This window comes from Mycetocola sp. Y719 (assembly GCF_056713205.1).
This window is the reverse complement of record NZ_JBWYGY010000002.1, coordinates 551652-569932: the sequence shown is the minus strand read 5'-3', so window position 1 is coordinate 569932 and position 18281 is coordinate 551652. Positions and strand designations below refer to the sequence as shown.

The 18281-nt window shown below is 66.2% G+C and carries 19 protein-coding genes; 10 read left to right on the top strand and 9 right to left on the bottom strand.

Annotated elements, in window-relative coordinates:
• Positions 1-138: 138 nt before the first annotated feature.
• The 3 genes from AC1M0F_RS09045 to AC1M0F_RS09035 all read left to right on the top strand — a co-directional run bounded on the left by AC1M0F_RS09045 (position 139) and on the right by AC1M0F_RS09035 (position 2934).
• Positions 139-1518 carry an HNH endonuclease gene (locus AC1M0F_RS09045; RefSeq protein WP_480237897.1) on the top strand — a complete coding sequence of 460 codons (1380 nt, stop codon included), beginning with the start codon at positions 139-141 and terminating at the stop codon, positions 1516-1518.
• A 391-nt stretch (positions 1519-1909) separates the two neighbouring features.
• Positions 1910-2104: a hypothetical protein gene (locus tag AC1M0F_RS09040; protein ID WP_480237896.1), complete on the top strand. Its 195-nt coding sequence runs from the start codon at positions 1910-1912 to the stop codon at positions 2102-2104.
• Positions 2105-2226: 122 nt separating this feature from the next.
• Positions 2227-2934, top strand: a complete 708-nt coding sequence (locus tag AC1M0F_RS09035; RefSeq protein ID WP_480237895.1) for a spermidine synthase — start codon at positions 2227-2229, stop codon at positions 2932-2934.
• 23 nt (positions 2935-2957) lie between these two features.
• Here AC1M0F_RS09035 and AC1M0F_RS09030 read toward each other — a convergent pair whose 3' ends face one another.
• Positions 2958-4193, bottom strand: a complete 1236-nt coding sequence (locus tag AC1M0F_RS09030; protein WP_480237894.1) for an RNA polymerase sigma factor — start codon at positions 4191-4193, stop codon at positions 2958-2960.
• Positions 4194-4200: 7 nt separating this feature from the next.
• Entirely contained in the window at positions 4201-4635 is a 435-nt protein-coding gene (locus tag AC1M0F_RS09025) for a YciI family protein (RefSeq protein ID WP_480237893.1), read from the bottom strand.
• Between the two features lie 178 nt (positions 4636-4813).
• Between AC1M0F_RS09025 and AC1M0F_RS09020 the strand changes: the two genes are divergently transcribed.
• A complete protein-coding gene (locus AC1M0F_RS09020) occupies positions 4814-5194 on the top strand; it encodes a cupin domain-containing protein (RefSeq protein ID WP_480237892.1) in 381 nt (126 codons plus the stop codon).
• A gap of 126 nt (positions 5195-5320) precedes the next feature.
• On the opposite strand, the gene AC1M0F_RS09015 is transcribed toward AC1M0F_RS09020, so the two are convergent.
• Positions 5321-6091 carry an HAD-IIB family hydrolase gene (locus AC1M0F_RS09015; RefSeq protein ID WP_480237891.1) on the bottom strand — a complete coding sequence of 257 codons (771 nt, stop codon included), beginning with the start codon at positions 6089-6091 and terminating at the stop codon, positions 5321-5323.
• A gap of 152 nt (positions 6092-6243) precedes the next feature.
• Here AC1M0F_RS09015 and AC1M0F_RS09010 point away from each other — a divergent pair, with 152 nt between their 5' ends.
• A complete protein-coding gene (locus tag AC1M0F_RS09010; RefSeq protein ID WP_480237890.1) occupies positions 6244-6849 on the top strand; it encodes an arsenate reductase/protein-tyrosine-phosphatase family protein in 606 nt (201 codons plus the stop codon).
• Between the two features lie 29 nt (positions 6850-6878).
• Here AC1M0F_RS09010 and AC1M0F_RS09005 read toward each other — a convergent pair whose 3' ends face one another.
• The 5 genes from AC1M0F_RS09005 to AC1M0F_RS08985 form a co-directional block, all read right to left on the bottom strand.
• Positions 6879-7376, bottom strand: coding sequence for a VanZ family protein (locus AC1M0F_RS09005; protein ID WP_480237889.1), 498 nt, complete (start codon positions 7374-7376; stop codon positions 6879-6881).
• 83 nt (positions 7377-7459) lie between these two features.
• Positions 7460-7825, bottom strand: coding sequence for a hypothetical protein (locus AC1M0F_RS09000; RefSeq protein ID WP_480237888.1), 366 nt, complete (start codon positions 7823-7825; stop codon positions 7460-7462).
• A gap of 253 nt (positions 7826-8078) precedes the next feature.
• Complete coding sequence (locus tag AC1M0F_RS08995; RefSeq protein WP_480237887.1) at positions 8079-8426, bottom strand: hypothetical protein; 348 nt, start codon at positions 8424-8426, stop codon at positions 8079-8081.
• Between the two features lie 129 nt (positions 8427-8555).
• A complete protein-coding gene (locus AC1M0F_RS08990; RefSeq protein ID WP_480237886.1) occupies positions 8556-9275 on the bottom strand; it encodes a GAF domain-containing protein in 720 nt (239 codons plus the stop codon).
• Positions 9272-9958 (bottom strand): GAF and ANTAR domain-containing protein, encoded by a 687-nt coding sequence (locus AC1M0F_RS08985; protein ID WP_480238441.1) that lies wholly within the window; start codon positions 9956-9958, stop codon positions 9272-9274. The genes AC1M0F_RS08990 and AC1M0F_RS08985 overlap by 4 nt, the downstream gene beginning before the upstream one ends.
• A gap of 310 nt (positions 9959-10268) precedes the next feature.
• On the opposite strand from AC1M0F_RS08985, the gene AC1M0F_RS08980 reads away from it, so the two are divergent.
• The 3 genes from AC1M0F_RS08980 (at position 10269) to phoA (ending at position 13700) form a co-directional block, all read left to right on the top strand.
• On the top strand, positions 10269-10580 hold the full coding sequence (locus AC1M0F_RS08980) for a hypothetical protein (RefSeq protein WP_480237885.1): 312 nt from the start codon (positions 10269-10271) through the stop codon (positions 10578-10580).
• Between the two features lie 8 nt (positions 10581-10588).
• The gene (locus tag AC1M0F_RS08975; protein ID WP_480237884.1) at positions 10589-11605 is read left to right on the top strand and encodes an NAD-dependent epimerase/dehydratase family protein; all 1017 of its coding nucleotides are present in this window, start codon (positions 10589-10591) and stop codon (positions 11603-11605) included.
• Between the two features lie 223 nt (positions 11606-11828).
• Complete coding sequence (phoA, locus tag AC1M0F_RS08970; protein WP_480237883.1) at positions 11829-13700, top strand: alkaline phosphatase; 1872 nt, start codon at positions 11829-11831, stop codon at positions 13698-13700.
• Between the two features lie 97 nt (positions 13701-13797).
• Here the strand turns inward: phoA and AC1M0F_RS08965 are convergent, their stop codons facing one another.
• Complete coding sequence (locus AC1M0F_RS08965; RefSeq protein ID WP_480237882.1) at positions 13798-14754, bottom strand: helix-turn-helix transcriptional regulator; 957 nt, start codon at positions 14752-14754, stop codon at positions 13798-13800.
• 254 nt (positions 14755-15008) lie between these two features.
• Here AC1M0F_RS08965 and AC1M0F_RS08960 point away from each other — a divergent pair, with 254 nt between their 5' ends.
• A complete protein-coding gene (locus AC1M0F_RS08960; RefSeq protein ID WP_480237881.1) occupies positions 15009-16670 on the top strand; it encodes an MFS transporter in 1662 nt (553 codons plus the stop codon).
• Positions 16671-16705: 35 nt separating this feature from the next.
• A complete protein-coding gene (locus tag AC1M0F_RS08955) occupies positions 16706-18262 on the top strand; it encodes an SLC13 family permease (protein WP_480237880.1) in 1557 nt (518 codons plus the stop codon).
• Positions 18263-18281: the final 19 nt, after the last annotated feature.

Sequence of the window (18281 nt, the reverse complement as noted above, 5' to 3'; positions counted from 1 at the left end):
CAGGCAGCCGCCCCTTAGACGGACTGCTCCTGCGCCGCCCCTCCTCCACAGCGGGAAATCTCAGAAAGTTATCCCCACCTGCCTTTTCCCGGCGAATTCCGGCGCTCCAATGTCAGTGGTGGGGTGTTCACTGGTCGTATGAACACCCCATCCGCTGCAGGCCGACCAGAGTCGCTTCCTGGCGCAGGCGTGACTGCTGGGTCAGCAGCGGAGTGTCCGATGGATGCCGACCTCACCACGCTCGGTCAACTGACCGGCGACGAACTCCTCACTCTGATCTCGAATGCGGCAGCGATGATCTGCCGGCTCGAGGGTGTCGTGACGGCTGCAAGCAACGAGGTGGCGATCCGGTCCGACCGGGCTCGAGGCTCAGCGGGGCTCGCTGCACGTCACGGCTATGCACGGGCGTCACAACTGATCGAACGGGTCACCGGGTTCGGTTCCCGCACCGCGTCGCGCTTCATCAACGTAGGTGCACGCGTTGCGCAACGCGAGTCCGAGACGGGAACCCCGCTGCCCGCGTTGTATCCGATCGTCGGCAAGGCACTCAGTCTCGGAGTGATCGGGGTCGAGACGGCGGATGCGATCACTCGCGAACTTCAGCAAGCAGCGCCGCGCGCTGACGTGGAGCTGTTGACGATCGCCGAGGCAGCGCTGGTCGGTCAGGCGACGGGCGCCACGAGAGACTCAGCCGTGCCACTGTCGGCAGACCTGATCGCCGACCAAGCCAGGGTGTGGAAGAACGCGCTCGACCAGAACGGCATCGAGCCACGCACTGCACAAGCCTTCGCCGAGCGCGACATGTGGATCGGCAACAGGAGCGAGAACGGCCTCGTGCCTTTCGGCGGCCGGCTCACCCTCGACGTCGCCGCGAAGTTCAACGCCTTGTTCGCGTCGATCATCACGCCGCGAACCGCGCCCCGCTTTCTCGCAAAAGAAGAGGAGGCCGAGCGAAAGCTGCCCAAGGACCCACGGACTCCCGGGCAGCAGCGCGCCGATGTCTTTGCCGCCATGATCGACTCACTGGCCCGCTCCGCCGACGTCCCGACGGTGTCGGGTGCGGCGCCCACGGTCGTGGTCACGGTGCCGTCCGACGTTCTCATCGAGCAGAAGGGCACGGGCAAGCTGGTAGGCATCGATGACCCCGTCGCATACTCGGTCATCAAGCAGATCATGTGCGACGCAGGCATCCGCCCCGCCATCGTCGACACACGGGGAGCAGTCGTCGCCCTCGCCAACAAGCTCCGGGGTTTCAACCGGGCGCAACGCGAGGCGATCATCGCTCGCGACGGCCCGACCTGCGTCTGGAGCGACTGCAACGTTCCGGCTTCCGGCTGCGAAGGGCACCATGTGCAACCGCACACCGACGGTGGACCGACCGAGGTGTGGAACGGAGTGCTCCTGTGCTGGTTCCATCACCGGTTGATCGAGCTCGGCGAATGGATGCTCGAGATGATCGATGGCTTGCCCCAGTTCACTCCGCCCGATTGGATGGCACGAAAACCGTACCTCGTGTGACGGGGGAGGGCTCTGCCCGCTAGCGGCCAGATCGTCGACATGCAAGAAGCCCAAAGAAGTCCCGGAAACCAAAAAGAGGGTCTCGGCTCAGCCGGGGCCCTCTCTTCGCTCTTCGCAGGCAGTCCTGGGGGGAATGTGTCTACGTCGAGTACGGCGGTGCTTCGGACAAGTCAACGAAAACCATCGCTCGATAGAAACAAGAGTACTCCTCACGAACTGGGTAGGCACTGGTAGCGACCTGTGAAATCGCGGAGATATGCGGATCTAGCTGCCGAAAAGGCCCTTGGAGGACGCCAACACGCCGGTCCCCAGTTAGGGGTACACGAAACCCGTGGAGGCAACTTCATGAGTTATGCTCAGGTTACAAGTTTTCGCCGACAGAGGAGCAGCAATGGCGCTTTCTTCTACCCATCACCGTCTCGGTCATGGCGCCCATCCTCGATCCGACGGTGCGGCTCACTCCTTCCGCGAAACGATCGAGCACGGCACGTACACGGCACTCCTGGCAACGGTCGGCTTCATCATCGTGAACCTCCTCAAGGTCGCCGAGCGACGCGACGAACACGCAGCACATCCTCGCCGCTGAATCCGGCGGTTGCCTCAGCTTTCGTCTATTCAGGCTCCACGCTGTTTGAGGCTGATGATCGCGCATCGTCAGAAGGTGCGACGATGGGGGATGCGCATTTCTCCTGAATCCGACGGCATCCGATGAGCGCGCGCTTCGAAGAGCTGGCCTGGCAGGAGACACCGCTGGGCGAAGTGAGCCTGCGCCGGCGGCACGACCCGGCGCTCGACGTCGACATCTACGAGGTCAAGCTCGGCGATGAGTTCCTCATGTCGAGCCTGTTCCCTGTCGCTGAGATCGAACTCGCCCACCTCGGTCTTGCCGCCGTGCACCGTGACGACCTCAACGTCGTCGTCGGTGGGCTCGGGCTCGGCTACACAGCCGAAGCTGTGCTCACCCACGAACGCGTCGCCACGATGACCGTGGTGGATGCCCTGGATGCCGTCATCGACTGGCACCAACGCGAGCTGCTGCCGGTCTCCACACCGATCGTGACGGATGCCCGCACCCGTCTCGTTCACGACGACTTCTTCGCCCTGATGCGCCGCGCCCCGACATCCGACTCGCTCTTCGACGCCATCCTCGTCGACATCGACCACTCGCCACGGCACCTGCTGAACGAGAACTCCGCCGGTTTCTACACGGTGCAAGGGATCCGTGAGGCGGCCGCGCACCTCACGCCCGGGGGTGCTTTCGCGCTGTGGTCTGATGACCCGCCCGACGACGCCTACACCGCCGTGCTCGGCGAAGTATTCGACACCGTCGAAGCGCACGTGGTTGCGTTCCCGAACCCGCTCACCGGCGGGCAGTCCGCGAACACCGTGTACGTGGCATCCGGAGTGAAGGGCTAGCCGCGCGTCCCGGCAGGGTGAGCTCAGAGCGCTGCCGCCTTCGCGCGCAGCACGGCACGTTCGCGCTCGTTGCCGGCGAGGCCGGCGGCGGTCAGCAGTTCGGAGCGGGCCTCCTCGGTGCGACCGAGCTGCGCGAGGAGCTCGCCCCGCACGCTCGGCAGCAGGTGCGATCCACGCAGTGCGCCGTCGGATGCCAGCCGGTCCACGATCCGCAGAGCGTTCGCCGGGCCGGTCGCCATCGATACGGCCACTGCACGGTTGAGATCGATCACCGGGTTCGGTGCGAGCCGGCCGAGAGCCTCGTACAACAGCACGATGCGGTCCCAGTCGGTGTCCTCGACGCTCCGGGCTGTTGCGTGGCACTCGGCGATCGCCGCCTGGAGACCGTAGCTTCCTCGCCCGCGACCGATGGCATCCGCCCGGTCCAGTGCGGCAAGCCCGCGCCGAATCTGCGCCTGGTCCCAGCGCGACCTGTCCTGGTCGGCCAGAAGGATCGGGTTTCCGTCGCGGGTGGTGCGTGCGGCGAAGCGTGACGCCTGGAACTCCATCAGTGCCACGAGTCCGTGTACCTCAGGCTCACGGGGCAACAGCCCGGCGAGGATGCGGCCCAGCCGGAGGGCTTCATTGGCCAGCTCGGTGCGGATCCAGCGGTCACCACTCGTCGCGGCATACCCCTCGGTGAACATGAGGTACACCGTGCCGAGCACGGCACCGAGTCGCGCGCCCCATTCGTTCGGCTCCGGTGCCTCGAACGGCACGTGCGCCGCGGAGAGCGTCTTCTTCGCCCGGACGATCCGCTGCTGCACCGTCGCGACGGGAACCAGCAGCAACCTCGCGATCTCTTCCGTGGTGAGACCGCCGACCGTGCGGAGGGTGAGTGCCACCTGCGCTTCGCGCGACAGCACCGGGTGACAGGCAGTGAAGATGAGACGGAGCACGTCGTCGTCGATCGGCTGCCACTCATCGTCGCCGGCCTGCTCGAGGTCGTGTGCCATCGTGCGATACCGCTCGTCGAGGCGCTCGCGGCGGCGCCACCCGTCGATCGCCTTCCGCTTCGCCACAGCGGTGAGCCAGGCGCCCGCGTTCTGCGGGACGCCTGACTCGGGCCACTGCGTGAGGGCGTCGATGACGGCCTCCTGGGCGAGATCCTCGGCGAGACCGACGTCTCCGGTCATCTTCGCAAGCGTCGCGACGATACGCGCGCTCTCGATGCGCCAGACGGCGTCGACCGTTCGACGGATGTCGGGCGGCTGGGACATGGTCTGCCTACTGCGCCTGCCTGGCCTGCTGCTCTTCGCGCCAGCCCTCTTCCTTCTTAAGGTAGTCGTTGTCGGCGAAGTCCTCGAAGTCGCTCATGTCCGTGACGCGACGCACCTCGAGCTTGGAGCCTGGTCCGAGTGGGCACCTGGTCGCCCACTCGACGGCCTCTTCCTTGCTGGCCACCTCGAGGATCCAGAAACCGCTGAACAGCTCGTGGGTCTCGCCGTAGGGGCCGTCGGTGACGATCGGCGTCTCCGACGCGAAGTCGACGACGAACGCCTCGCTGAGGTCGTCGGCCAGGCCGTCGCCGCCGAGCAGCACGCCCGCCTTCATGAGGGACTCGTTGTATGCACCCATCGCGTTGATGATCTGCTCGAAGTCGGCCTTCTCGTATTCCTTCTTCGCTTCATCCGTCGAGCGCATGATCAGCATGAACTTCATGGTGTTTCTCCCTGTGTCAGAGGTCGCGATTGCGTCCTTCTACCTATGCGTCGAACGAGCGACCCACGGATCGACACACTCTCGGAAAATACCCCAAAAAAGTTTGCAGGGCCATGTCGGCGATCTGGGCCGTGGCATCCGTTCGTATCCGCGGCGGGATATACGAGAGGCTAGGAACATGAATGCAGAGAAGACGGTGATCGCCTCCGAACTCGCCCAGGTCACGAAGCACTGGACCCCCCGAGTGATCGGGAGCGTCAACGACCAGTACATCAAGGTCGCCAAATTGCTCGGCGAACTGGTGTGGCACGCACACGAGAACGGGGACGAGATGTTCCTCGTCGTGTCCGGCCACCTACGGATCCAGCTTGAGGGTGCACCCGACGTTCATCTCGATGCGGGTGAGTTCTTCACCGTGCCCCGTGGGGTTCGGCACAATCCGGTTGCCGACGAGGAGGTCGAGATCGTTCTGATCGAGACCGTCAGCACCGCCCACACCGGTGACGTCGTGGTGCCACGAACCGTCCCGATCGCGGAGCAGGTCGCGCACCGGGGTTGAACGGCACGGCGACTGTCACCAACGACGGAGATTTTCGCGCGAAGGGGGCCGTGCGCCCCCAAAAACAGAGGTGTACCCGAGAATCTCCGAAGTTGAGAACAACCCTCGTTGCGAAAAGGAGCCGGCTCAGGATGCCGCGGCGCGGAGCTGCGGGATGAGTTCTTCGACGAAGCGGGCGGTGTCTTCCCAGTCCTCGACGGCCTGGCAGCGCACACCGAGTGCCTTCACCGGGTAGTCGTTGCCGTTCTCGTCGAGGCGGTCGCCGACGAAGAGCATGTCGTCGAGGGGGATGCCGGTGAGCTCGGCGAGCTTCTTCATGCCGTATGCCTTGTCGATGCCCCTGCGGGTGATGTCGACAGACGTCGATCCGCCCGAACGCACCTCGAGGTCTGGGAGGTCTCCGGCGACGGCTTCACGCAGGGTGTTCTTCTTCTCACCGGTCGGGTCCCACTCCTGCTTCGCCGACACCGGTGCAGCCTGGCCGAGGGCGGAGAAGGTGATCTGCGAGCCGCGGTCTTCGAGGATGGGGCCCCAGGTGTCCGTCTCCCAGAATCCGAGCTCCTTCGCGCGGGCCTCGACGGCCGCCAGCGCGCGGGACTTCTGGTCCTCGGTGAGGTTCTCGGCGTAGATCTGCTCCCACGCGTCGTTCTCGAAGCGGAAGTACTGCGTGCCACAGGTGGGCATCAGGTGCAGCCGCTCGAGGTGCGTCGATCCGGCCTCGGGCAGATTGTCGATCGCCTGCATCTTGAACTGCGCGAACTGACCGCCCGAGATGATGCAGACCGGCACGACGTCGAGCAGCTCAGCGAGGATCTGCGACATCCGCGGGTCCATCGGCGATTTCGACGGCGCGAGTGTGTCGTCGAGGTCGAACGCGACCAGAGCTGTCTTGACCATCGGCGGAACGTCCCCTTAGTACCCAGAAAAAATGCCCCGGCGAATCCGACGAGGACGATCCCAGACTACCGAACCGAGGAGAAAACCACCCCTCGGGGTATGGCAAACTGGGGACGCGCCGCACCCGAGCACGGCGTGTAGCGGAGCGACAATTGGCTGACTTCTCCATCCTGACCGTGTGCTCCGGCAACATCTGCCGCTCTCCGCTGGCCGAGCAACTCCTGCGAGCAGGCCTCGCCGACGTCCCCGACGTTCGGGTCTCGAGCGCAGGAACCATCGGAATGATCGGGTCCCCGATGGACCGCCAGTCGGCTGAACTCGCCGCACGGTTCGGTGTGACGGATGCCGACAAGCACGTCGCCCGCGAACTCAACGCCCAGCAGGTCGGCGACGCCCAGCTGGTGTTCGCGATGTCCCGTGAGCACCGCAGGGCCGTCGTCGAATTCGAACCCCGTGCCGCCAGGCGCACGTTCACGATTCGGGAGTTCGCCCGGATCACTGCCGAGATCACCGACGACGATCTCGCCCCCGTCGCCGCGTTGCCGCTCAGCGACACCACCGCACGACTCAATGCGGCCGTCGGTCTCATCGCCGCGATGCGCGGAATGGTGGGACCGGCCGCATCACCCGACGATGACGATGTGATCGACCCGTATCGTCGCCCCGCAGACGTCTACGAGCAGACCGGACGCGAACTGCAGCCGGCGGTGGATGCCGCGCTCACGCTGTTCCGGCGCGCGCTCACCCTCGCGGTCTAACGCACCTCGCGACGTAGCGGGCGGCGACCTCAGGGTCGAGGGCTGGGCTCCCGGCGAATCCGCACGCGGTGCGCAGCCTGTGCCCGCCGGTGACGGCTCACGTCGGCCCGTCCGGCGATCAGCAGCGCGGTCACACCGATCAGCGTGCCGATCACCGTGCCGATCGTGTTGGCGTACACGTCGTCGATCGTGGCGAATCGGCCGGTGAGAAACAGGTCCTGGCCCATCTCGATGGCGACGGACACCGCAATGCCGCCGAGGATGCTCAGCCACCACCACTGCACCCCGAGAAGCACGACCAGCAAGAGGCCGGCGGGGATGAAGAGCAGCACGTTGGCGACGGATTCGATCGTGTCGTAGGTGATCCAGCCGAAGCCGTTCCGGGCGAACCAGGCGATGAGGCGGCCGAGGAACCCGGATGCGGGTTTGTCGACCGGCGTCGGCCAGAACGCGATCAGCATGAGCGCCACCGCATAGAGGATCGCTGCCGTGGTCGTGAACCGACGGAGTCGGGTGGTGATCGTCATGCGGTCTCCGATGCAAATGGGAAAACGGATGATCCGCGATGACCGTGTGGGAAAAGTGTAGACCCGAGGAGCGGTGAACGGCCCTATGTGTTGACGAGTCCCGGCTCCGGGGCGGGAGGGGGACCGGGGATCAGGCCGAGTGAGGCGACGAGGAGGTCGTCGTCGTCACGGACCTGGGCATAGCAGTACCAGGCCGGGCCCTCAGGGCCGACGAGTTCGAACCGGGCATCGAAGCCCATGGCGAACGGCGCATCGCGGGCCACGACGATGCTGCAACTCCGGTCTGCGGTGCGCGTCGCGGTCGACGTTGTCACGAGGATGCCTGGCAGCACCAGTCCGATGAGCCCGAGGACCACAAGGAAACGGGCGGGGCGGAGCATCCGTCGTGAGGGCAGGGGTCTTCCGTCACTCGGCTCATAGCCGTCGAGTTCGGGGTGGCGGTCGGTCACTCCGTCATTGTTTCACGCCGGGCTGAGTGTGCGGGGCAGTGGCCGACGATCGAGTGCGCAGGGTCCTCTGATTCGCTTCGCTCCAGCCAGCGAGCCCTCGATCGATCAGCGGAGAGGGCTCCGCTCAACCCCAACCGGCCGAGGCGAGCGGGTTGGGGGAGCGAAGGGTTCAACATCGCTGGCCCGGCCACATCGGCAGGCGGGGCGGCCGCCGAAGTGGAAACTCTCGGGCCAGCGATGGTCAGTGGGGCGATCAGGCCATCTCGACGAGATCGCTGTAGGTGAAGGCGTCGAACGAGGCATCCGACATCACCGGCCTGGTGAGCGTGTGCTGCCTGCCGACCGCGCGTTGGCGGAGGAGAAGTACCAACTCGTCGTCGAAAATCTCGCCGTAATCGCTCGACTCGGATTCGGACACGATCTGGCTCGTCGGAACCAACAGGAAATTGGCTCGCGCGGTCGATCCGTCCGACCGGCGAACCGGTATGTCGACCGCTGCAGAGGTGTGGTGAGCGGTGAGGAAATGCGCGTAGTCGATCAGTGCGCGAGCGATCAGGTCGCCCGTGAGAAATGAACTGCCCGCGTAGTGGATGCGTTCCATGGCGGTGTCCCCTTAGGTTCAAGCCTCGACGTTGCGAGGATCATCCCGGGGTCTGGGGGACAGTTCTAACTGGTCCGGTGTCGGATCATGATCTGACGCTACACCCCGATGGGCCCGTTGAGTAGGGGGTCAGGGTTCGATTGTCAGTGCTCGCGAAACAAGGTTTTCCGCGACATTGGACAGCAATATTCCATTGTTGCGTGCGTACTGGCGCATCAGGTTGAACGCCTCGTCTGTTGTGATGTCGTTTGTCTGGGACATCACGCCCTTGGCTTGCTCGATGACGATCCGCGAGTTCAGTGCACGCTGGAGCTGGTCGCGCACGGCATCACTTTCGCTCAGACTGCGCGCGTGCAGGATGCCGATCGTTGCGACATCCGCCAGCGCCTGCGCGGCGCGCACGTCGCGTTCGTTGAGCTCCCCGGTTTCGGCGCGGAGCAGGTTCAGGGCGCCGATCGTGTTGTCCCGCAACCGCAGCGGAAGGGCGAAAACCGACTCGAAGCCCTGCTCGGCAGCACTGTCGCGGAATCGACTCCACTTCTCAGGGCTCTCGCGGATATCAGGCACCGAGACCGTGGTCCCGGATGTGAAGCAGTCGACGCACGGCCCGGCCTGCGCACTGAGCTGCATGACCTCAACGAGTCGGGAGGCTTCGCTGGTCGACGCGACGACCTCGAGGTTGCCATCCGGATCGGCCAGCAGAATTCCCGCCGCAGTGACGTCGAGCAGGTCGCGGCAATTTTCAACCAGGGTCTGCAGAAGGTCCACGGCGTCGTAGTCGGCAACCAGGGTGTCGGCCAGCGTCGCGAAGGCATCCACGAGCTGTCCTTCCCGTGTCATCTCAGTCATTTGGACTCCTCGATTCCGTCGTCGCTCACCGAGAAGTTCAAGCGTCGTTCTACTATGTCTTCTGCGATTTCCTGCATTGAGCGGCCCACAGCAAAGGCGTGGGCCTGGATGACGAGGCGGGCCTCGTCGGGGGGAAGGTTCAGCTGGGCAAGCACCATGCCTGTCGCCTGATGGATGGTTCGGCGTGAGAACTGCAGGTCGGCTTCGGGGGTCTCGTCGCGTCCCACCCGGGAGAGGGCGCGGTGAAGAACGAGACGGCTGACCACCGCCGCGAAGGCCGCAGTCTGTTGCGCATGGATATCGCTGAGGGTCAATGGTCGCGTCGAGTACAGATCGAGCGCCCCGAGTCGCAGCGGACCGACGAACAGTGGGAAGGCGAAGATGGCGCCGACCTCGTCTTTGCGAATCGCCTCAGAAAAGGCAGGCCAGACGCCGGCAGGGTGCGTCCTCACATTTGGCTCGAACACGGGGCGAGCTGTCGCCATGGCATCCCAGCACGGTCCTTCTCCGAGGTCGAACTGCAGCTCGTCAATTCTCGCGGCCTGCGTATCGGTGGCGGAAACGGTCTCGTTGCCGAGGAAATCGCCCATCGTCGAGATCGCTGCTCCGGTCACGGGGAGCGCGTCGGCGATCGGCCCCGCCAGTTCGGCTGGATCTCGTTCGGGCCGCGTCAGGCGGTCCATTGCTGCGGCGAATGCGTCAGACACAGCAACCTCCCTGTTGGCCCCTTCGGGAACGGGTGTTCCTTCTTCCTATGCTAACGCTGGGTGGGGGGAGCGGGGCATCCGTTTCAGTATTGGATCCTGTGATTCGACGGCCGGTGTTCGCGCTTCCGCGGTCGCATTTGACGACCTCGTTCAGATTTTCACAAGCCCCTGATTTTGCACCGGGCCGGTCTGTAGTGTGGGCGAACCAAGTGTTGTGATGTGCGCCCGAATCGTCGTCGCTGCACGGCGCGGTGGGGCGCCATTGAACACGATCTAGGGAACTCACATGTCCGACAAAACCGAAAAACGTGACTCAGGGCAGCCTGGCGCTGAGGCCACTCCGCCCGCTGATTCAAGCATCCCAGACAGCGACACCGGTGTCGCCGCTGGGTACACCGGCGAGCCGTCGACGTTCGAGCCGGAGGAAGACGTTCCGGCCTCCGACGCCTCTGCGGATTCAGACTCTGGCACCGGCGATGAGAAGGATGACGCTCAGGGAGGAACCGGCCCGCGCTCCACTGAGGCAACCGGGCTGAGCGGCGAAGACCGATCGATCTTCCAGAGCCACTGGGACGATTTCGCAGGGCACGTCGACTGAGGAGAACTATGCGCATCGTGATCGTCGGAGCCACCGGCAACCTGGGTACAGCGTTGCTGCGTCGGCTGCACGAGGAACCGACCGCCACCGACATCGTCGGTATCAGCCGTCGGGAACCGGATCTGACGGTCGCGCCGTACAGCGGTGTCTCCTGGCACGCCCTCGACATCGGGTCGCCGTCCGCGCCACGACGGCTGGCGAGGATCTTCGCCGGTGCGGACGCCGTCGTGCACCTGGCCTGGCAGCTCCAGCCGAATCACAATGAGGCGGCCCTCTGGCGGACGAACGTCATCGGGACGAAGAACGTCCTCGCCGCCGTCGCTGCTGCGCGGGTACCGCAGCTCTCCTACGCGTCATCAGTCGCGGCATACAGCCCCGGGCCTAAGACGACCCGGGTCGACGAGCACTGGCCGACCGGCGGCATCCCTTCATCGCATTACAGTCGGCACAAGGCCGTCAACGAGCGGGCGCTCGACCGGTTCGAGGAACAGTTCCCGACCATCATCGTCAGCCGGCTGCGGCCTGGACTGGTGTTCCAGCGCCGGGCGGCGAGCGAGATCGCCGGCCTGTTCGTCGGCAAGATCGTGCCGATGGGCTGGCTGAAATGGGTTCGGCCGCCCGTGCTGCCGATGCCCCGCCAGGCCATCTCGCAGGTCGTGCACGCCGACGACGTGGCGGATGCCTTCTGGCGCGCGGTCGACCGGAGTGCGGCTGGGGCGTTCAACATCGCTGCCGAGCCGGTCGTCGATCCGCTGCTCGTGGCATCCGTTCTCGGCTCGCGCTGGGTCCCTGCTCGTCTCCGCGTGATTCGCGCCCTGATGTGGGCCACCTGGAAGCTGCGGTTGCAGAAGTCCGACCCAGGCTGGATCGATATCGCGGCGACGGTGCCGGTGATGTCGACGTCTCGGGCTCGCGACGAGCTCGGCTGGAAGCCACGTGTGCCGTCATCGGTCGCGCTCGATGAGATCGTGCGTGGGGTCGCTGAGCACTCGAACGTGAGAGCGTCGCCGCAGCTCCGGGGGTAGTTCCTCCTGTCTCCACGCGAGATGGCAGTTGTGAACTCAAGATCGCCCGAATCCATGTCTATGGGTGCGTAACTGCACCCTCGTGTGCCCGGGCAGCGCGTGCCCCTTTTCGGGGACAGCCACCCGCCGTTCCCCACCGGTTCACCCGGATGTTCCCTGCGCTCGGTTGGCTGTGAACCGTCCGCCAGTTCGGCGGCACATCATCCAGGGGAATGAACTCAGCATGCCTGTATTTGAACTCGTGCGCCGTCGGCGCATCGTGACGTCGGTGGCCTCAGCGGCCCTCCTCGTCGGTCTCAGCATCGCGACGCCGCTCGCGGCATCCGCAGCGGTCGATGACAACGGGGGCGCCGCCCGCAACGACTCGGACCAGACCCAGGCGCTTCGCGACTCGATCGTCGACGGCGCTGCGAAGAACGTGATCGTGCTCATCGGCGACGGCATGGGTGACAGCGAGATCACGGTCGCCCGCAACTACGCCGAAGGCGCAGCTGGCACGCTCGCGGGCATCGATGCCCTCCCGCTGACCGGTCAGTACACGACCTGGGCGCTCAACAAGGACGGCACCCCGAACTACGCCTCCGAGTCGGCGTCGACGGCGAGCGGCTGGTCGACAGGCACGAAGACCAACAACGGTGCGCTGTCCGTCGACATCAACGGCACCCCGCAGGCGACGCTGCTCGAACTGGCGAAGGCGAACGGCCTGAAGACCGGCAACGTGTCGACGGCTGAGATTCAGGATGCCACTCCCGGTGCGGAGATCGCGCACGTGTCCGCGCGCTCCTGCTACGGCCCGACCGCGACGACGAAGACCTGCCCGGAGGCAGCCCTCGAGAACGGCGGCCTCGGCTCGATCTCGGAGCAGCTGCTCAACGTGCGCCCCGACGTCACCCTCGGTGGCGGCTCGAAGTCCTTCACCGAGAAGGCCGCCGCCGGACCGTGGGAGGGCGAGACCCTCTTCGAGCAGGCGGAAGACCGCGGCTACGCGCTCGTCGACTCCGCTGCCGAGCTCGAAGCGGTTACGACGGCGGATGACTCGAAGCCACTCCTCGGACTCTTCACCCCGGGCAACTTCCCGACCCGCTGGGTCGGTCCTGAGGCAACCGTCGGTGGCGGCGACCTGCCGGCCGTCAGCTGCACCGAGAACCCCGAGCGACTCGGCACCGGGCTCTCCCTCGGTTCGCTGACCAGCAAGGCCATCGACCTGCTGGCATCCGACGACCAGGGATTCTTCCTGCAGGTCGAAGGTGCGAGCATCGACAAGCGTGACCACGCTGCGGATGCCTGTGGCCAGATCGGTGAGACCGTCGACCTCGACGAGGCCGTCCAGGTCGCCCTCGAGTTCGCCAAGGCAGACGGTGACACGCTCGTCGTCGTCACCGCGGACCACGCCCACACGAGCCAGATCCTCGGCTCGACTCCTCCCGGACTCAGTGCACACCTGGTCACCGAGGAAGGACAGTCGATGATCGTCGGCTACGGCACCGCTGAAGCCGGCGGCTCGCAGCAGCACACCGGTTCGCAGGTGCGCATCGCCGGCTACGGCCCAGGTGCGGCCAACGTCGTCGGACTCACCGACCAGACCGACCTGTTCTTCACCTCGGCGAACGCGCTGACGCTGAACCGCAACCTCGCGGCGCTCAGTGCGGATGCCACGGTTTCTGTGGACAAGCCCGAGGCGGTTCCCGGTGACGACGTCACGGTCACGGTGTCCGGTCTGGATGCCGACTGGCAGGTCGCCGGTCTGCTCGAGTCCGACCCGGTCGACCTGGGTCAGCGGGACCTTCTCGGTGGAACTGCGACCTTCACCGTCGAGGCCCCTTCGGAGATCGGTGAGCACACCGTGACCCTGACCGGCGCCCAGACGGGAACGGAACTCACGGCATCCATCCTCGTCACCGAGGACCCGGCGGCCGTCCCGGTTCCGTCGCCTGAACCGTCCGATGGTGCTGGTGCCGGTGCCGGTGCTGCCGGGCCTGGTGGCCTCGCGTCGACCGGTGGCACGATCGTTCCGTATGCGGCGCTCGCCGCGCTGCTGCTGATCTCCGGCGCAGCACTGGTGAAGCGGCACCGCGACAGGCAGCAGCTGGTCTAGCGCTCGAACGCATCGAGATTGCAGTTACGCACTCATGATCGCCCGAAAGGGTGGTTATGGGTGCGTGACTGCAATCTCGTGCGAGCTGGGGTGCGGTCTACGCGTACAGCGTCTCCGGCGTCGCACGATACGCAGACGGCAGCATCCCGTACTGGGCCTTGAAACCGGCGCGGAGCGCGAACGGCGAGCTGAACCCCGACAGCGCGGCGATCTCTGAGATCGGGAGCCCACGCGTCCCCGGGCCGGCCAGCAGCATGGCCGCGGTCTGCGCCCTCTGCCTGCCGATCTCCTCAGCCAGCGTCGTCCCTGCCTCCTCGAACGCGCGCTGCAGGTTGCGCAGCGACACCCCGAGGCCCTGCGCCACCGACGACGGATTGAGTTCCCGCTGACGGTGCATGGCGGCGACGAGGTTGACGGCACGACCGCGGAGCCCAGACCGGAACTCCTCCCCGTCCATCGCGTAGCCCTCCGTCTCGAGGAACATGCCGACGACGAGGTCCTCGAGGGTCCGCTCGGCAATCGTCTCGCTCACGGCGCCCGGATGCCACGCCGGATCGACGAGCGCCGCAGCGAACGATCGCAGCGGGGCGCCGAGCGTCGTCTGCGACGCCAGCTTGAATCGGTCGTGGCGGGTTCGCACCCCGCGCTCGTGGATCCGGCTCTCCGCGAACCGGATCGTCAGGCCCCTCGTCGACTCGGTGCTCTCGAGATCGAAGGCATGCCAGTTGCTCACCGCGAAGACGCCGCCGGGGCGCATCACCGTTCCGGGGCCGCCGGCGAGTCCGATCCTGGCGCTGTTGTTGAGGAGAAAGCCGACGTAGAGCGAGCCGTCGGTGTCGATGACCTCGCGACCGCGGACCCGGAATGCCGACTGTGTGCTGAGCATCACACTCGTCGCGCCGAGGTCTCGCCTGCGCGCGGAGAAGTGGAAGACGACGCCACGGGGAATCGAGAAGCCGCTGGCTATGTGCTCGATCAGCTCGTCGGGCAGGGATGATTCGCCAACCTGCGTGAGGATGTGGCGCAGTGCTTCAGTCGACAGGGGTTCCCACATGCCTGGCCTTTCAGCATCCCTATCCCCGGGGCAGGGGATGGCGAAGGGATGCTCCGCACACTAGTGATCTTCGTGGCTCACGGCAACGACTTCTTCCGTAACGGTCGAACGCGCGCCTGACGAAGGGCAATCCCGCGCCGGACTCCTGCCCGGCCCGCCTGGCGCTCTTAATCTGAGCAGAACTGACGGATGACCACCGCCGATCAGCCGGAACGGCCCGCACCCACCGGGCAGATGTGAGGGAGCACAGGCACATGACCACAGCATCCACAACACAGAAAAAGACACCGGCTGCGCCTGCGACATCCTGGCTGCCGCTCATCGTGGTCGTCCTGACCCAGATCCAGGCGTCATTCGCCGTGAACGCCCTGACGGTGTCGATGCAGGGCATCACCACCGACCTCGACACCCCGGCCACGAGCGTCGGGACCGCGATCACCGCAGGAACCTTCGCGATGGCCGCCTTCATCCTTCTCGGCGCGAAGCTCGGCGCGAAGTTCGGGTCGCGCGGCGTGTTCCAGATCGCCGTCGCGATCCACGGCCTCGCCATGGCCGCCGTCGCGCTGAGCGTCAGCCCGGCGATGCTGTTCGTCGCCCAGGCGGCATCCGGAGCCGTCATCGCCCTCATCGCGCCCGCGCTCGTCGTCTTCATCGCCACGAACTTCCACGGCCAGGCGCAGGCGCGCGCAATCGGATTCCTCGCCGCGGCCATCCCCGCCGCCGGCGTTCTCGCCCTGCTCATCGCCGGAACCTTCGCGTCGACGATCGGATGGCGGTACTCCTTCGCCCTCGTCGCTGCCCTGGGCGTGCTCAACCTGCTCCTCAGCTTCCGGCTCAAGAAGGTCCCCGCCCAGCCGGGAGTGCAGATCGACTGGACAGGTGCGATGCTCGCCGCGGTCAGCGTCATCCTGCTCAGCTTCGGTTTCAGCGGCCTCAACTCGTGGGGCGTGGTGCTGACCCAGCCCGGTGCCCCGTTCGACATCCTCGGCCTGTCGCCGGCGCCGGTGCTCATCCTGCTCGGTCTCATCGTGGGTCAGATCTTCTTCAGCTGGACCCGCAAACGCAAAGCGACGAGCCGGCCGCAGATCTTCGACCTCGACGTGCTGCGCAGCGGCTCGGAGCGAGCGACCACCGCGTGCATGGCCGCGATGCTGTTCGTCGGCACCGCCGCCAACTTCCTCATCCCGCTGTACATCCAGATCGTGCAGGGCCGGTCGAGCCTCGAGACCTCGTTCTCGGTCATCCCGTACACCCTGTCGATCTTCGTTGCCTCGACGGTTGTCGCCACCCTGTACAAGAGGTTCCCGCCGAGGCAGATCGCCCGGGTCGGGTTCGTCGTCGTCGCGCTCGGCCTCATCCTCCTCGCCTTCACGATCCGCAACGAGTGGCAGCAGGCATTCGTGGTGATCGGCCTGATCACCCTCGGACTCGGCCAGGGGGCCATCGTCGCCCTCGTCTTCAATACCCTGCTCGCCGCCTCTCCCAAGGAACTCGCCGGCGACGTCGGCGCATGGCGCGGGCTCGTGCACAACATCTCGGGCAGCGTCGGCATCGCCGTGGCCAGCGTCTTCGCGGTCGGGGTGCTCAGCACCCTCGTCGCCACGAGCCTGGTCGGCAACGAGACGATCGACGACGCGTTGACGTCGCAGGTGAACCTCGACAACGTGAACTTCATCACGAACGAACAGCTCGACGACGTCCTGGCCGAGACCGACGCCACCGATGATCAGATCGCCGAGGCGGTGCGCATCAACGAGGAGGCGCGCCTGCAGGCGCTGAAGATCTCGCTGCTCAGCCTCGCAGGCATCGCCCTCCTCGCGATCGTGCCGGCCGGGCGGATGCCCAACTTCCGCCCGGGCGACATCCCCGAGGTCCTGTCCAGCGGCAAGCCCGTTCCCGTCCCGCCGGAGGACTGAGCGGCGGGCAGTGAGACCGGGCGCAGGGAGGCACCGTGGACCCCATAGCGATCACGCTGGTCGTGCTTGCGCTTGCCGTCGTCCTGTTCGTCTGGAATCGCATCCCCGTCGGCATCGTCGCCATCGCCGTGGCCCTGTCGCTGTACGCGACAGGAGTGCTCACCCTGCAGCAGACCCTCGCCGGATTCGGCGACCCGGTGATCGTCTTCATCGCGGCCCTCTTCGTCGTCAGCGAAGGACTCGACGCCACCGGTGTGACGACGTGGGCGGGGCAGCAGCTGATCGACCGCGCCGGAACGGAGCGCCGCACGATCGTCACCCTCGTCATGACGCTCGTCGCGGTCGTGACGGCACTCATCAGCGTCAACGGCGCGGTCGCAGCGCTCATCCCGATGGTCGTCGTTCTCGCCATCCGGATCAAGCAGCCCCCGTCGCAGATGCTCATGCCGCTCGCATTCGGCGCCCACGCCGGCTCGCTCCTCGTGCTCACAGGCACCCCCGTCAACCTGCTCGTCTCCGAAGTGGCAGTCGACGCAGGGGAACGCCCGTTCGGGTTCTTCGAATTCGGCTTCGCGGGGCTCCCGCTGGTCGTCGGAACCATCCTGATCACCGTGTTCCTCGGCCCGTTCCTGCTGCCACGACGTGAGGCCGTCGCCGGACCCCGCGACCTCAGTGCCCACGCCGAGACCATCGCCGCGCAGTATTCGCTGACGGATGCCGACGCGCGCCTCACCCGGGACGCCGGACTGACCGAGGTCATCGTGTTGCCCCGCTCGGCCCTCGTCGGCGAACTGGTCTTTCCTGGGATGGTCACCGACAGCGGCGAACTCGTCGTCGTCGCCGTCCATCGCTCGGGGGAGGACGTCGGCCGCACCCACCTGGCCCCCGGCGACATCCTGCTCGTGCGCGGAACCTGGGACGCCCTCGACGAACACACCGCAGACCCTGCCGTCGCCGTCGTCGATGCGCCGCAGCAGATCCGACGTCAAGCCGTACCGATGGGTCCGCGGGCGAAGATCGCGCTTGTGGTGCTCGCCGGGATGGTGGTCCTCCTTGCCACCGGGTTCGTCCCGCCCGCGATCGCGGCCCTCGTGGCGGCATCCGCCATGGTGCTGCTCCGCGTGGTGACCGTCTACCAGGCGCACCGGTCGATCTCGTGGACGACGCTCATCCTCGTCGGCGGGATGATCCCGCTCTCGACCGCGATCGAGGTCAGTGGCGCCGCCGACCTCATCGCCGACAGCCTCGTCGAAGCCGTCGGGGCATCGAGCCCGTACCTCCTGCTGTTCGGGATCGCCATCGTCACCGTTGTGCTCGGGCAGCTGATCAGCAACATGGCGACAGCGCTCATCGTGGCGCCGATCGCCGTAGCCATCGCCGCGGAGACCGGCATCTCGCCGCTCCCGCTGCTGATGGGCGTCGCCGTCGCGGCCGCGGCATCCTTCCTCACCCCGGTGGCGACTCCGGCGAACACCATGGTGATGGGGCCAGGCGCCTACCGTTTCGGTGACTACTGGAAGCTCGGGCTTCCGCTCGTCGCCCTCTTCGTGCTCGTCGCCACCTTCCTCGTTCCCCTGATCTGGCAGTTCTGACATCCACCCACACACACAA

What these genes read in the sequence shown, in the direction of transcription:
- AC1M0F_RS09020 (WP_480237892.1), top strand. Translation starts at nt 4,814, where the DNA reads ATGAATGCAGAGAAGACGGTGATCGCCTCCGAACTCGCCCAGGTCACG.
- AC1M0F_RS08995 (WP_480237887.1), bottom strand. Translation starts at nt 8,426, where the DNA reads ATGGAACGCATCCACTACGCGGGCAGTTCATTTCTCACGGGCGACCTG.
- phoA (WP_480237883.1), top strand. Translation starts at nt 11,829, where the DNA reads ATGCCTGTATTTGAACTCGTGCGCCGTCGGCGCATCGTGACGTCGGTG.
- AC1M0F_RS08985 (WP_480238441.1), bottom strand. Translation starts at nt 9,958, where the DNA reads ATGGACCGCCTGACGCGGCCCGAACGAGATCCAGCCGAACTGGCGGGG.
- AC1M0F_RS08990 (WP_480237886.1), bottom strand. Translation starts at nt 9,275, where the DNA reads ATGACTGAGATGACACGGGAAGGACAGCTCGTGGATGCCTTCGCGACG.
- AC1M0F_RS09045 (WP_480237897.1), top strand. Translation starts at nt 139, where the DNA reads ATGAACACCCCATCCGCTGCAGGCCGACCAGAGTCGCTTCCTGGCGCA.
- AC1M0F_RS09030 (WP_480237894.1), bottom strand. Translation starts at nt 4,193, where the DNA reads ATGTCCCAGCCGCCCGACATCCGTCGAACGGTCGACGCCGTCTGGCGC.
- AC1M0F_RS08960 (WP_480237881.1), top strand. Translation starts at nt 15,009, where the DNA reads ATGACCACAGCATCCACAACACAGAAAAAGACACCGGCTGCGCCTGCG.
- AC1M0F_RS09025 (WP_480237893.1), bottom strand. Translation starts at nt 4,635, where the DNA reads ATGAAGTTCATGCTGATCATGCGCTCGACGGATGAAGCGAAGAAGGAA.
- AC1M0F_RS08980 (WP_480237885.1), top strand. Translation starts at nt 10,269, where the DNA reads ATGTCCGACAAAACCGAAAAACGTGACTCAGGGCAGCCTGGCGCTGAG.
- AC1M0F_RS09015 (WP_480237891.1), bottom strand. Translation starts at nt 6,091, where the DNA reads ATGGTCAAGACAGCTCTGGTCGCGTTCGACCTCGACGACACACTCGCG.
- AC1M0F_RS08965 (WP_480237882.1), bottom strand. Translation starts at nt 14,754, where the DNA reads ATGTGGGAACCCCTGTCGACTGAAGCACTGCGCCACATCCTCACGCAG.
- AC1M0F_RS09035 (WP_480237895.1), top strand. Translation starts at nt 2,227, where the DNA reads ATGAGCGCGCGCTTCGAAGAGCTGGCCTGGCAGGAGACACCGCTGGGC.
- AC1M0F_RS09005 (WP_480237889.1), bottom strand. Translation starts at nt 7,376, where the DNA reads ATGACGATCACCACCCGACTCCGTCGGTTCACGACCACGGCAGCGATC.
- AC1M0F_RS09040 (WP_480237896.1), top strand. Translation starts at nt 1,910, where the DNA reads ATGGCGCTTTCTTCTACCCATCACCGTCTCGGTCATGGCGCCCATCCT.
- AC1M0F_RS08975 (WP_480237884.1), top strand. Translation starts at nt 10,589, where the DNA reads ATGCGCATCGTGATCGTCGGAGCCACCGGCAACCTGGGTACAGCGTTG.